Below are 12,585 nucleotides of genomic sequence, written 5' to 3'. Positions count from 1 at the left end.
GGATTCGGGCTTGGCATGCAAGTTGCGTCAGCTGCGGCATGTCCAAGCCCGAAACCCAGCTGAGCGTCCGCGGCGTCAGCAAATCCTTCCATGGCAAGCACGGCGAAGTCCGCGTGCTCGACGATTTGTCCTTTGACATCCACCAACGCGATTTCGTCAGCATCATCGGTCCATCCGGCTGCGGCAAGACGACGATCTTCAATATCATCGCCGGCCTGATCGAGGCCGATGCCGGCACCATGCATTATCGCGGCGCGCAGATCGGAAGCCTGCGCGGTCGCATCGGCTACATGATGCAAAAGGACCTCTTGTTTCCGTGGCGTACGGTGCTCGGCAACGTGCTGCTGGGCCTGGAGACTCGCGGTGTCATGCGCGACGCAGCGGAGACCAAGGCGCGGCAATATCTGAAGGACTTCGGCCTCGCCGGTTTTGAGAACGTCTATCCCAAGACGTTGTCGGGCGGTATGCGGCAGCGCGTGGCCTTGATCCGCACCCTGATCATGGATCCGGACATCCTGCTGCTCGACGAGCCGTTCTCGGCGCTCGATTACCAGACGAGGCTGTATCTCGAGGGCGTGCTGAAGGAGGCCGTCGAGACCTACCACAAGACCGTCATCCTGGTGACTCACGATATCGACGAGGCGGTGGCGCTGTCGAAGCGGGTGGTGGTGCTGAGTGGCCGGCCGGCGCGGGTGAAGGTCGTGCACGACATCGACATCGCGGCGCATTCACCGATTGCGGCGCGCGCCGATAGCCGCTTCTCCGGCTATTTCCATCAGCTCTGCGCCGAGCTCGACATCCAGACCGAGAAGACAGCGTGACCCTGACCCTCCCCAGCGCACCTTCGGCGACGAAATCGCGCGCGCGTATGCGACGCCGCAAGACTTTCGACACGATGCTCGGCCGCGCCTTCCTGCAGGCGTTGGCGGTGATTGCCTTCTTCGTGCTGTGGGAGCTTGGCGTTCGGCTCGGCCTCGTATCGGCATTCCTGGTCGGCTCGCCGCTTGGCATTTTCCAGAACGCCTTCCGCATGCTCGCCAGCGGAGACCTGATTTCCGATACCTGGACCACGCTGTTCGAAGCGCTGCTCGGCTTCGTGATCGGGACGATCGTCGGCTCCCTGCTAGGGCTGGCGCTGTGGTACTCCGTGTTCGTTGCCCGCCTGGTGGAGCCCTTCATCGTCGCCATCAACAGCGTGCCCAAGATCGCGTTGGCTCCGATCGTGGTGCTGTGGTTTGGAACCGGGCTCGTCTCGAAGGTCGCCTTGTCGGTGTCGCTGACCGCCATCGTCGCGCTGATCGCGGCCTATCAGGCCGCCAAGGATGCCGATCCCGACCTGCAGTCCCTGCTGATCTCGATGGGCGCCGACAAGCACCAGGTGTTTTTCAAGGCGGTGGCGCCGTCAACGTTGCCTTCCATCATCGCGACCTTCCGCATCAATATCGGCTTCGGCTTGGTCGGGGCCGTCGTTGGGGAATTCATCTCATCCCAGCGCGGGCTCGGTCACCTGATCTACACGGCTTCCAGCCTCTACGACCTCAACACGGTGTGGGTCGGCCTGTTCACGCTGATGATCGTGGGCTTTCTCCTTTACTACGTCATCGACATGATCGAGCGCACCAGCCTGCCGTGGAAGCAGGCCAGTGCGACGCAGCAGGTTCAGGTTTGATTTCCATGAGAAACGAACGGAGTATTTCGATGTCATTGCTGACGCGTGCCGCCAAGGCGGCTGCGCTGATCTCGCTGCTGCTTGCTTCGCCGGCACTCGCCGAGAACAAGAAGGTGACGCTGAGCCAGGCGTTCCAGTCGATGCTATACTTGCCGCTCTATGTCGCGATCGACGAAGGTTTCTTCACCCAGCAGGGCCTGGATCTGACCAAGGAGACCGCCGGCGCGCCGACCGTGGCGTTGTCCGCCGTGATCTCCGGCAGCGCGCAATTCTCGATCCACGGGCCGGAATGGACCGCGATCGCAGCCTCCAAGGGAGCGCCGGTCGGCATCATCGCCAACGTCGTCAACGGCGCCGCCGTGTGGATCGCGACCGCGCCGGATTTCAAGTTCGATGGCATCAAGGACGTCAAGGGCCAGAAGGTCGTCACCGGGTTGATGCCGACCACCTCGACCTCGCTCTTCATGAAGCTGTTGAAGGAGAACGGCATGGATCCCAAGACCGACGTCGACATGATCCAGGTCGCGATCGGCAGCGAACCCGGGCCGTTCGTCGCCAAGCAGGCCAATGTGGCCGTGATGTATGAGCCGGGGCTGGACCAGGCGGTCGCGAAAGGCATGAAGGTGGTGTTCGGCTTTCCCAAAGCCTATGGCGCCTACGCCTTCTCGGCGGTGACTGCGCGCAACGACGTCGATCCCGATACGGCGCAGCGCGTCGTCAATGCGATGGAAATGGCGATGCGCTTCATGGCCAAGAACGAGGCTAAGACGGTTGAGATCGCCAAGAAGGAATTTCCGTCGCTCGAGCCGGCGGTGGTGGAAGCCGCGGTCAAGCGCATGTTGGCGGACGGCGTCTATCCGCCGAGTGTCGATATCACGCCGGACGCGCTGAAGGTCGCGATGGATACCCAGATTGCGCTCGGCAATCTGGCCAATCAGCCTGACTATAAGAGCTTTGTGGTGCGGAAGTACATCGAGCCCGCTCTGTCGATGAAGTAAGTAGCCTTTCTTGGCTGCGCGTCTCGGGATGCGTTATGCTGCGCTGTCTCGAATGTCCGTGGGAAATTGCCATGACCGAACAACGCGCCTTGCCTGCCCCGAAAGCCGGCGCAGGCGTCCTTGATCTGTTGCGTCAGTTCAGAGCCGATCCATCCGCGTCAGAGACCTATGCGGCCGATTGCCTGGCGCGGACAAAGCTGATCGAGCCGCGCCTGAAGGCGTTCGAATATCTGGCGAGGGACGTTGCGCCGCATCGTGGGCCGCTGGCCGGCATTCCGGTTGCGATCAAGGATATCATTGCCACGCACGACATGCCGACCACCAATGGCTCGCCGATCTACCGGGACCACGTTCCCGCGGCGGACGCCTGGGTGGTCGAGCGTTTGCGCAATCTCGGCGCGACGATCTTCGGCAAGACGGTTTCGACCGAATTCGCCTGGCGCCATCCGGGTCCCACGGTGAACCCCTGGAATGTCGCGCACACGCCGGGCGGCTCCTCGTCCGGCTCGGCGGCGGCAGTGGCGGCCGGCCTCGTGCCGCTGGCGCTGGGCTCGCAGACGCTCGGCTCGGTGATCCGTCCCGCCGCCTTCAATGGCGTGGTCGGCTTCAAGCCGAGCTTCGGTGCGATTCCGCGCGTCGGTGTGCACCCCTTGAGCCCGTCGCTCGATCATGTCGGTTTCTTCGCGCGCAGGGTCGATGACGTCGCGCTCGCACTTTCGTTGCTCGCCGGCACGAACGATGGCGACATTCACGGTCGGCCGCTGCCGTCCTTCGAAATCGATATCGACGAGGGCGTCATCGCGATGGACAAGCCGCGGCTCGCCATTGTGCGCTTCGCCAAATGGGAGCGCGCCGAGCCTGAGCAGCAGGCGCTGTTCGGCGCGGTCATCGACAAGCTGCGTAGCGCGGGCGCCGTGCTGGAGGTGCTCGAACTGTCCGCCCTCGACGCCGTGAATTGGACCGCGATCAACACCATCATGCTGAGCGAGGCCACGGTCATCTTTTCGGATCTGATCGCGCGTTATCCCGATCGCGTCAGCGACGTCTTGAAATCCCATGTCGAGTCCGGGAAAGGGAAATCCGCGATGGACTACCTGATCGCGAAAGCAGTCCAGGAGGAGCGGCGCGCGGCGTTGGACACCGAGTTGGAGGGCTTCGATGCCGTGTTGACGCTGCCCGCTTTCGGCGAGGCCCCGCAGGGCCTGCATTGGACCGGCGATGCCGAATATTGCGCCCCCTGGACCTTCCTTGGTGCGCCGGCCGTGTCGCTGCCCGCCGGCTTCGGCCGGAACGGCCTGCCGCTTGGCATTCAGATCGCCGGCCGTTACCGCGAGGATGTCCGTGTCCTTCGCGCTGCAAAATGGGTCGAATCAGCCCTCGCCTTCGATCCGGGCCTGCCGCCGATCCTGGATTAGCGCAGCAGCCCCTGCGACAAACCCCATTGGCTGCGGCAGGGCCGGCGCGCTAAAACGCCATAATGACCGTAACCGACATCGCGAGCAGGACCTACAATCACAATTGGCGCCTCGACCCGATCGTGCGCAGCCTGCTCGATACCGATTTTTACAAGTTGTTGATGATGCAGATGATTCGGGAGTTCTACCCGAATCAGAAGGTGACCTTTTCCGTCATCAACCGCACCAAGCGGGTGCGGCTTGCCGACATCGTCGACGAGGGTGAGCTGCGCGCCCAGCTCGACCACGCCCGCACCATCCGGTTCACCAAGAAAGAGCTGATCTGGCTTGCCGGTAACACGTTCTACGGCAAGACCCACATGTTCGCGCCGGATTTCATCGCCTGGCTCGGGAGCTTCCGGCTGCCCGAATATGAGCTGCGCAAGGCGGAAGGCCAATACGAGCTGCATTTCCACGGCCCCTGGACCCACACCACGATGTGGGAGATCCCGGCGCTGGCGATCCTCAACGAGCTGCGGTCGCGGCAGGCGATGAAAGGGCAGGGGCGTTTCGCGCTTGATGTGCTGTTCGCGCGCGCCAAGGCGAAGCTGTGGACCAAGGTCGAGCGGCTGCGAAAAATCGAGGGCTTGCGGCTGTCCGATTTCGGTACTCGCCGCCGCCATGGCTTCCTGTGGCAGCGCTGGTGTGTCGAGGCCGTCAAGGAAGGTCTGGGCTCCTCCTTCACCGGCACCTCGAACGTTCTGCTCGCCATGGACAACGACCTCGAGGCGATCGGGACCAATGCGCACGAGCTGCCCATGGTCGCGGCGGCACTTGCGAAAGACGATGAGGAGCTGCGCTTTGCGCCCTATCGCATTCTCGATCAATGGCGGCAGACCTATGCCGGCAATCTCCTGATCGCGCTGCCCGACGCGTTCGGCAGCAAGGCTTTCATGCGCGACGCGCCGGATTGGGTCGCCGATTGGACCGGTTTCCGTCCCGATAGCGCGCCGCCGATCGAAGCCGGCGAGGAGATCATCGCCTGGTGGAAGGCGAAAGGCCGCGATCCCAGGCAAAAGCTGCTGGTGTTCTCGGATGCCATGGACGTCGAATCGATCGAAGCGATCCACCAGCGCTTTGCCGATCGGGTTCGGCTCTCCTTCGGCTGGGGCACCAACCTCACCAATGATTTTGTCGGCTGTTCGCCGGACGGCTCGGTCGATCTCGATCCGATCTCGCTGGTCTGCAAGGTCACGTCCGTTGACGGCCGGCCCGCCGTCAAACTCTCCGACAATCCGGAGAAGGCGACCGGCGATCCTGCCGAGATCGCCCGTTACCTGCGCGTGTTCGGCGATGCCGGCCGGGTCCGCATGCCGGTCTACGTATAGGTCGCGATAGCTCGGTGTGATTGCGCCAAGGCTGCATCATCCAACAATGTCACCGGACTTTGGATGTGGGCCGGCGCATGCGCGTTCGCTCACGCGATGGATGTATATGGTACAGGAGCTGTCGCGGTTTCATCGGCCCGCACGCCACGTGAAGGTCGCCGGGGATGCTTTCCGGTAGGCATGTCCGATGTCGCCCGATCGGCGGGCGATCCTCGCCATCAGCAAGGGCGGATCAGGAGGACGGCGGCTTCGCCAAGGCTCTTAAGGCCCGGAGAGGCACTGAGCGGACGTTTTTGATGGATAAAGCGCGATGGATCGTAGCGGGCTTTGGAGCGGGCGAAGGGGTTCGAACCCTCGACCCCGACCTTGGCAAGGTCGTGCTCTACCACTGAGCTACACCCGCATCCGTAATGTTGCGCCCAGTCGCGGCGGCAACGGGGAGACCTATGCCAAATGCCGCCGCGGAATGCAACAGGTCTGCGACACCTTTCGTCACCGTTTGGCGAAGGTCCCTGGCGCAAAATGGCCGAAAACAGTCGGAAAAGCCCGCTCCCGGCGGTATGAACGGGAACCGGTTGAAATTTCGCGGGTGACCGCCACTTAAAACAGACGAAACCGTGTATTGAGGCGCCGCGGCAGGCCGGTCTGGCCTGCGGCCATTCAGCATTTCAGACGAGGACCCCGTGACGATTGTAGAGCAGGGCGGCGCGACGCCGCAGGTGCCGGATCTGATCAAGGAGACCACCACTCAGACCTTCGTGAAGGATGTCATCGAGGAGTCGAAACGGCAGCCCGTGCTGATCGACTTCTGGGCGCCATGGTGCGGTCCCTGTCGGCAGCTGACCCCGATCCTTGAAAAGGCTGTCCGCGCCGCCAAGGGCAAGGTCAAGCTGGTCAAGATGAATATCGATGAGCATCCGGCGATCCCGGGGCAGATGGGCATTCAGTCGATCCCGGCCGTGATCGCGTTTGTCGGCGGCCGCCCGGCTGACGGATTCATGGGTGCCCTCCCCGAAGGCCAGGTCGCCGCCTTCATCGAGAAGCTCACCAAGGATGTGCCGGGAATCGGCGAACCCGATATTGCCGAGATCATCAAGGAAGCGGAGGCGGTTCTTGCCGAGGGCGATGCGGCTGCCGCGGCGCAAATCTATGCCGAAGCCTTGTCGGTCGATTCGACCAATATTCAGGCGCTGGCCGGATTGGCCAAGTGCTACGTCCAGACCGGAGCGATCGAGCAGGCCAAGCAGACGCTGGCGATGGTGCCGGAGTCCAAGCGCAACGATGCTGCAGTCTCCGCCGTGCAGGCGGCGATCGATCTGGCTGAGCAGGCCCAGTCGCTAGGGCCGATCGGCGAGCTCGAACAGAAGGTTGCTGCTGATCCGCTCGACCATCAGGCCCGCTTCGACCTCGCGACCGCGTTGAATGCCGCAGGCAAGCGCAAGGAAGCCACGGACCAGCTGCTCGAAATCGTCAAGCGCGACCGCAAATGGAACGATGACGGTGCGCGCAAGCAGCTGGTACAGTTCTTCGAGGCCTGGGGCGGTGCGGATGAGGCCACGGTCGAGGGCCGCAAGCGGCTGTCGACCATCCTGTTTTCGTAACGAAGGCGCAGCCGACCACACGGGGCAGCCCATGCCGATCAATGCGGAATATCGCGGTCCCGCCGAGCTGCCGGAAGTCATTCCCGTATTCCCGCTCGCCGGCGCGCTGCTGTTGCCGCGCGGCCAGATGCCGCTCAACATTTTCGAGCGACGGTATCTCGCCATGGTCGACGATGCGTTCCGCGACGGCCATCGCTTGATCGGCATGATCCAGCCGGACGTGACCCATTCGTCGAACGAAGCGGTGCCGGTGCTGTTCCAGGTCGGCTGCGTCGGTCGCATCACGCAAATGGCGGAAACCGGAGATGGCCGCTATATCCTCGAGCTCACCGGCGTCTCGCGCTTCAAGGTGGTCGAGGAAATGACCGTGCTGACGCCATACCGCCAATGCAAGGTGGACTACTTCCCATTCATCGATGATTTCACCGCGCGCAAGGGCGAGGACGAGGTCGACCGCGAGGCGCTGCTTTCGGTACTGACCGACTTCCTGAAGGCGAACAATCTCAAGGCTGATTGGGAGGGAATCGAAGCGGCGCCGAACGAGGCGCTGGTGAATGCGCTGGCGATGATGTCGCCCTACGGACCGGCGGAGAAGCAGGCGATGCTGGAAGCGCCCGACCTTAAGACTCGCGCCGAGATCCTGATCGCCGTCACCGAGATGGACCTCGCCAAGAAGCGGACCTCAGGCGATCCTCCGCTGCAGTGATCATTCCGCCGCGACGGCGCGCGCAGATGGGAGCGGGGCCGTCAGCCGCATCAGTATGAACGTCAGGACGATCACGCCGATATAGACCGCGAGCTGCATCGCGGTCGGCTGATCGGTGTAGCCGATCAAGGTGTGCAAGGTCCGGCCAAGCGGGCTGTCCTCGGACAGAACCGAACTCGAATCCCACACGATTTGGTCGAGGCTCGTCAGCCAGCTGGCCCGTGCCAGGAAGGCGACCGCCTGCGCGGCCATGCCGGCGGCAAGCAGAGTGATCAGCACCGTCGTGGTGGCGAACAGCGCCCGCGGCGGAATCCGCATCAAACCGAGATAGGTCGCAAGACACACGGCGACGCCCAGCCCCAAGCCGAGCACGCCACCGCCGAGTAGCGCCAACCCGGAATTGTCTCCGGACGCCGCGACACCATAGAGGAACAGAACGACCTCGCTGCCTTCGCGCAGCACGGCCACCGCGACCACCACCGCAAGCGCGAGCAGCGACTTGGATCCCTCTGCAACCGCCTGTCCGACCGCGCGCAGGTCGTTGGCCATCTCGCGGCCGTGGCGTGCCATCCAGACATTGTGCCAGATCAGCATGACGACTGCGGTCGACAGGATGGCTGCGTTGAACAATTCCTGTCCCATGCCCTCGAACAGCTGCGACAGGGCACCTGCAAAAGCCGCCACGGTGCAGGCGCCCGCGAGGCCGGCAAGGAGGCCGCCGCCGATCCAGCGCAGCCGGTGCGGCACGGCGCTCGTCACCGCCAGCACGATTCCGACGATCAATCCGGCCTCGAACACTTCGCGGAAGACGATGATCAGCGCGGCGAGCATCTTCGTTTCCTATTGGACGTTGACCGTGCCGCGGGCCTTCTCGTTGAACTCGTCGAAGAACTCGTAGCGGCCGGGCTTCATGGCGCGCACCTTGAGGATGGCCTCGCTCTTGGCCGCGATCACCTTCTCGACCTTCAGCGTCTTGCTCTCGAACTCCATCGCCTTGGCTTCCATGTTCTTCACCCGGATGGCGAACGGTTTGTCGGCCGGCGCGGCGGCCTCCTTCGGCTCGAACTGCCCATTGCTATAGGTGAGCTGAATTTCCGTGTCCGCGGCATGGGCAGATGCGAGCGTCAGGACAGCGCTCCAGGCCGCAACAGCGAAGGCAAGTTTCCGCAAGCTCACAGTCGACATCGATCAAGCTCTCCCCTTCTCGAGCCGAGAACATGGTGCGTCGCGCAGGTTAGCCTAGCGCTTCCGCCGCCTCGGCCTCGCAGTTGCAGCTAACAACGAGGTCTCCGGGGCGCAATAAGACTTGCTCCAAACTGGAGCGATTCCATTCGGTGGGCAGCCCTGCTGCACCGTCGGCGATTGTCCATCAATAGCCGGCAGCAGCGAGAACAACGACGCCGGCAAGTGCGATCCAGCCGAAGTGTCGGCCGCGCGTGGCAAGTGCGTTGCCAAATGCGGCAAGGGCGAACACGATGGCCAGCGTGACGACGATCCAGTGGCGTGCCGTATCCGAGGCCATCGTTGGTGCCGTGACAAGCAGCACTCCGCCGCCGATCCAGGCCACCGTGCTCGCCTGCCAGACCACGCGAAGCAAGATCCGCAAGCGCTCCGGCGTGATCGTGAGGCGAGGGAAGACTTTGGTCTCGCCGAGGACGCCGTGGATCAATGCAGCGAGAATCGCGCCGACTCCGGCACATTGCAGCATCACATCCCGCATCGCTTCTCTCCGGTGGCCTCTGACCATACAGTTATGTATGGAGGGTGCCCGAACGAGGTAGTGCATGTCAATACAGTGGTGTATGGAGGGCGGATGACCGATCAGTTGTCCGCCCGGGATTGGCTCGATCAGGGCCTGAAAGTCCTGACCGCCAAAGGATTCATGGCGCTCAAGGCCGAGCCGCTGGCCAAAGCGCTCGGGGTGTCGCGGGGCAGCTTCTATTGGCATTTCGTCGATGTCGGCGCCTTCCGCGCCGAGCTCTTGAACTACTGGCGCGAGATCGCGGCCGAGCGGATCATCCTTGGCGTCGAGGCGAGCGTCACCGACGAGCCTCTCATCGCGGTGCTGCTGCGCCGCACGTTCTCGACCAGGCCGGCGCTGGAGCGGGCGGTGCGAAGCTGGGCCGCCTCCGACGCGCTTGCCCTTAATGCGGTCCAAGCGATCGACCGACGCCGCCTCGACTATGTCACGAGCCTGCTCGTTTCGGAGGGCCTCGCGCCCGAACTCGCGCAGACGCGTGCGCAGATCCTGTATTGGGCGTTTCTCGGCTTCGCGCTTGCGGACCAGCGGATCCCGAAGGCGCGGCACGATGCGATCGTCGCGGAGCTGATTCGCGTCGCGCTCGCCGGGCGGTGAAAGACGACAGCAGCCTGGGGCATGTGCTAGAGATGTCGCAACACTAGCCTGAAGAGATTCTCCGCATGACACCGTCAGAGCGTCCCGAGACCACGGTCGATCCCAAGCTTCTGGAGATCCTGGTGTGCCCGATGACCAAGGGGCCGCTGGAATACGATGCGGCCAAGCAGGAGCTGATTTCGCGATCCGCCAAGCTCGCTTATCCGATCCGGGACGGCATTCCGATCATGCTGCCCGAAGAAGCGCGGAAGATCGACTGACCATGCGGCTTCGGGCCTGCCTCCCAGTGTTCGCGCTGCTCCTGGCCGCGACGCTGACGTCCATCGCCCGCGCCGAGGAGAGCAATGTCCGGGTCGGCGCGCTGGACGCGGTGCTGACGACGCCGGCCGGCGTCGAGCGGCCCCCGGTCGCGCTTTTGATCGCAGGCTCCGGCTCGACCGATCGTGACGGCAACGGCCCGCAGCTCAAGCCCGCGACGCTGAAGAAGCTCGCCGAGCAACTGGCTGCGCGCGGCATCGCCAGCCTGCGCTACGACAAGCGCGGGGCGCGGGGCTGGAAGCGGGAGTTCGGCAGGCCGGAGGATTTCCGCTTCAAGGATTATGTCGACGACGCCGCGTCGCTGGTGGCGTTCCTGCGCGGCAGGTTTGCCCGCGTCGTGCTGGTCGGCCACAGCGAGGGCGGCCTGGTCGCGATCCTGACCGCACGCCGCGCGCCGGTCGACCGGCTGGTGCTGCTGGCGACGACGGCGCGGCGGCAGGGCGACCTCCTCAAGGCGCAACTGGAGAGAAAGCTGCCGCCCGACAAGTTCGCCGAGGCCGCGAAAGCGATCGACAGCATCATGGCCGGCCAGGTCGTCGATCCGCCGCCCGCGGCGCTGCCGATTCCCCCCGCCATGCAGCCCAGCATCGCGTCCGCGTTCACCGAGGATCCGATCGATCCGTTGAAGCAGATCATCATGCCCACGCTGATTGTCGGCGGTGGCCGCGATCTGCAACTCGCGCGGGTCGACCTGCTGGCGCTCTCGGCCGCCGCGCCGGCCGCCAAGACGCTGTGGCTGCCCGATATGAACCATGTGCTGGTCGACGTCACGGACGACGATGCCAATCTGAAATCCTATGGCGATCCCGATCTTCCGCTCGACCCAGACATGTTGGACGCCGTTGCCGCCTTCATCAGCGGTGCCGAGGCACGCTGAACCTCACAGCGCCTCGCCCTTCAGAAGCCGCGGAATCTCGCCGGTCAGCCCCGCGGCCTGACGGATGAACAGCTCCTTCAACGGCGGCGTGCGGTCGACCAGGCCAAGCCCGATGTCGCGCACGGTACGCAGCAGTGTCGATTTGTTGGAGAACAGGAAGTTGAGCGAGTTGGTGGCAAGCCCCATCGCCATCGTGTCGAAGCGCCGCCAGCGCTGGTAGCGCTCGAGCACGTCGATCTGGCCCGGATCGGCCCCGAGCCTGGCGGCATCGACCACGACTTCGGCGAGCGCTGCGACATCCTTCAGCCCCATATTGAGACCCTGGCCCGCGATCGGGTGGATCACATGGGCGGCGTCGCCGACCAGGGCGAGCCGCGGGGCGATGAAGGAGCGCGCCACGAAATAGGACAGCGGAAAGGCCCGCGGCTGATCCAGCACCTTGAGTTCGCCGAGATGCAGGCCGGCGCGCTTTTCCAGCTCGGCATGGAATTCATCCGCGCTCAGGGCGACAAGGCGTTGCGCCTCCGCGCGGGTCTCGGTCCACACCAGCGAGGAGCGCTTGCCGGTAAGCGGCAGAATCGCAAACGGCCCGGGGGGCAGGAAATGCTCTTCGGCGCGCCCCTCGTGATCGCGTTCATGGCCGACGGTGACGACGATGCCGGATTGGTTGTAGTCCCAGCCATGGGTGACGATGCCGGCGCGCTCGCGCAGCTTTGAGCGGGCGCCGTCGGCGGCGACCAGGAGGCCGGCCGCGATACGGCTGCCATCGGCGAGCGTCACCTCGATGCCGTCGGCCTGGGTCGCAAAATTCGTCACCGCGGTCGGCTTCAGCACGATGCCCGCAGCTTCCGCATGGGCCACCAGGGCGTCGATCAGATGCCGGTTCTCGACCATATGGGCGAAGGGTTCGCCGGGTTCGACCTGGCCGGCAAAGGTCAGGAAGGCGGGCCGGGTGGCGTCCTCGAGCCTGGAATCGGTAATCACCATGTCCAGGATCGGCTGTGCCTGCTCGGCCACATCGGCCCAGACCCCGATCGCGTCGAACAGCTTCCGACAGGCCGCCACGATGGCGCTGGCGCGGGGATCGCGGCTCGGCCGCGCCCCCAGTGCCGGGTCGGCCACGATCACCGGGACGTCCGGCCCGAGGCCCTGCCGCAGCGCCAAGGCCAGCGCCAAACCGGCAAAGGCGCCGCCGCCGATCACGATGCTCCGCTGTGTCATGCCAACCCGCTTACCCTTATGCTCTTGCGGCGGGAGTATAGCTGGGCGAAACAGGGC

14 protein-coding genes and 1 tRNA gene are annotated in these 12,585 nt (G+C 64.3%); 10 read left to right on the top strand and 5 right to left on the bottom strand.

What is annotated here, in order from left to right; genetic code table 11:
• Positions 1–38 precede the first annotated feature (38 nt).
• From QX034_RS12385 to pncB, 5 genes are all read left to right on the top strand, one after another.
• Positions 39–821, top strand: coding sequence for an ABC transporter ATP-binding protein (locus QX034_RS12385; RefSeq protein ID WP_315702308.1), 783 nt, complete (start codon positions 39–41; stop codon positions 819–821).
• Positions 818–1,669, top strand: coding sequence for an ABC transporter permease (locus tag QX034_RS12380; protein ID WP_316190298.1), 852 nt, complete (start codon positions 818–820; stop codon positions 1,667–1,669). The genes QX034_RS12385 and QX034_RS12380 overlap by 4 nt, the downstream gene beginning before the upstream one ends.
• A 29-nt stretch (positions 1,670–1,698) precedes the next feature.
• Positions 1,699–2,667 (top strand): ABC transporter substrate-binding protein, encoded by a 969-nt coding sequence (locus tag QX034_RS12375; protein WP_315743582.1) that lies wholly within the window; start codon positions 1,699–1,701, stop codon positions 2,665–2,667.
• A gap of 71 nt (positions 2,668–2,738) precedes the next feature.
• Positions 2,739–4,082: an amidase gene (locus QX034_RS12370; RefSeq protein ID WP_315702311.1), complete on the top strand. Its 1,344-nt coding sequence runs from the start codon at positions 2,739–2,741 to the stop codon at positions 4,080–4,082.
• Positions 4,083–4,144: 62 nt separating this feature from the next.
• On the top strand, positions 4,145–5,449 hold the full coding sequence (gene pncB / locus QX034_RS12365) for a nicotinate phosphoribosyltransferase (RefSeq protein ID WP_315702312.1): 1,305 nt from the start codon (positions 4,145–4,147) through the stop codon (positions 5,447–5,449).
• A 328-nt stretch (positions 5,450–5,777) separates the two neighbouring features.
• Here the strand turns inward: pncB and QX034_RS12360 are convergent.
• Positions 5,778–5,852: transfer RNA gene (locus tag QX034_RS12360), tRNA-Gly, on the bottom strand.
• 280 nt (positions 5,853–6,132) lie between these two features.
• On the opposite strand from QX034_RS12360, the gene QX034_RS12355 reads away from it, so the two are divergent.
• The gene (locus QX034_RS12355; RefSeq protein WP_315702313.1) at positions 6,133–7,050 is read left to right on the top strand and encodes a co-chaperone YbbN; all 918 of its coding nucleotides are present in this window, start codon (positions 6,133–6,135) and stop codon (positions 7,048–7,050) included.
• A gap of 31 nt (positions 7,051–7,081) precedes the next feature.
• Positions 7,082–7,756, top strand: a complete 675-nt coding sequence (locus tag QX034_RS12350) for an LON peptidase substrate-binding domain-containing protein (protein WP_315761581.1) — start codon at positions 7,082–7,084, stop codon at positions 7,754–7,756.
• Here QX034_RS12350 and QX034_RS12345 read toward each other — a convergent pair whose 3' ends face one another.
• The 3 genes from QX034_RS12345 to QX034_RS12335 all read right to left on the bottom strand — a co-directional run bounded on the left by QX034_RS12345 (position 7,757) and on the right by QX034_RS12335 (position 9,476).
• Complete coding sequence (locus tag QX034_RS12345) at positions 7,757–8,587, bottom strand: FTR1 family protein (protein WP_316195426.1); 831 nt, start codon at positions 8,585–8,587, stop codon at positions 7,757–7,759.
• Positions 8,588–8,596: 9 nt separating this feature from the next.
• Positions 8,597–8,941: a cupredoxin domain-containing protein gene (locus QX034_RS12340; RefSeq protein WP_316195424.1), complete on the bottom strand. Its 345-nt coding sequence runs from the start codon at positions 8,939–8,941 to the stop codon at positions 8,597–8,599.
• Between the two features lie 184 nt (positions 8,942–9,125).
• Positions 9,126–9,476, bottom strand: a complete 351-nt coding sequence (locus QX034_RS12335) for a hypothetical protein (protein WP_316195423.1) — start codon at positions 9,474–9,476, stop codon at positions 9,126–9,128.
• 93 nt (positions 9,477–9,569) lie between these two features.
• Between QX034_RS12335 and QX034_RS12330 the strand changes: the two genes are divergently transcribed.
• The 3 genes from QX034_RS12330 (at position 9,570) to QX034_RS12320 (ending at position 11,307) form a co-directional block, all read left to right on the top strand.
• Positions 9,570–10,112 (top strand): TetR/AcrR family transcriptional regulator, encoded by a 543-nt coding sequence (locus QX034_RS12330; RefSeq protein WP_315743572.1) that lies wholly within the window; start codon positions 9,570–9,572, stop codon positions 10,110–10,112.
• Between the two features lie 65 nt (positions 10,113–10,177).
• Positions 10,178–10,372: a Trm112 family protein gene (locus QX034_RS12325; RefSeq protein WP_315702317.1), complete on the top strand. Its 195-nt coding sequence runs from the start codon at positions 10,178–10,180 to the stop codon at positions 10,370–10,372.
• Positions 10,373–10,374: 2 nt separating this feature from the next.
• Complete coding sequence (locus QX034_RS12320) at positions 10,375–11,307, top strand: alpha/beta hydrolase (protein WP_315743568.1); 933 nt, start codon at positions 10,375–10,377, stop codon at positions 11,305–11,307.
• Between the two features lie 3 nt (positions 11,308–11,310).
• Here QX034_RS12320 and QX034_RS12315 read toward each other — a convergent pair whose 3' ends face one another.
• Positions 11,311–12,528 (bottom strand): ubiquinone biosynthesis hydroxylase, encoded by a 1,218-nt coding sequence (locus tag QX034_RS12315; RefSeq protein WP_315806125.1) that lies wholly within the window; start codon positions 12,526–12,528, stop codon positions 11,311–11,313.
• Positions 12,529–12,585 lie beyond the last annotated feature (57 nt).

It is taken from the genome of Bradyrhizobium sp. SZCCHNR3119, from assembly GCF_032487775.1.
Lineage (GTDB): Bacteria > Pseudomonadota > Alphaproteobacteria > Rhizobiales > Xanthobacteraceae > Bradyrhizobium.
Note: the sequence above shows the minus strand (reverse complement) of the source record. Positions and strands in the feature narration are given on the sequence as shown.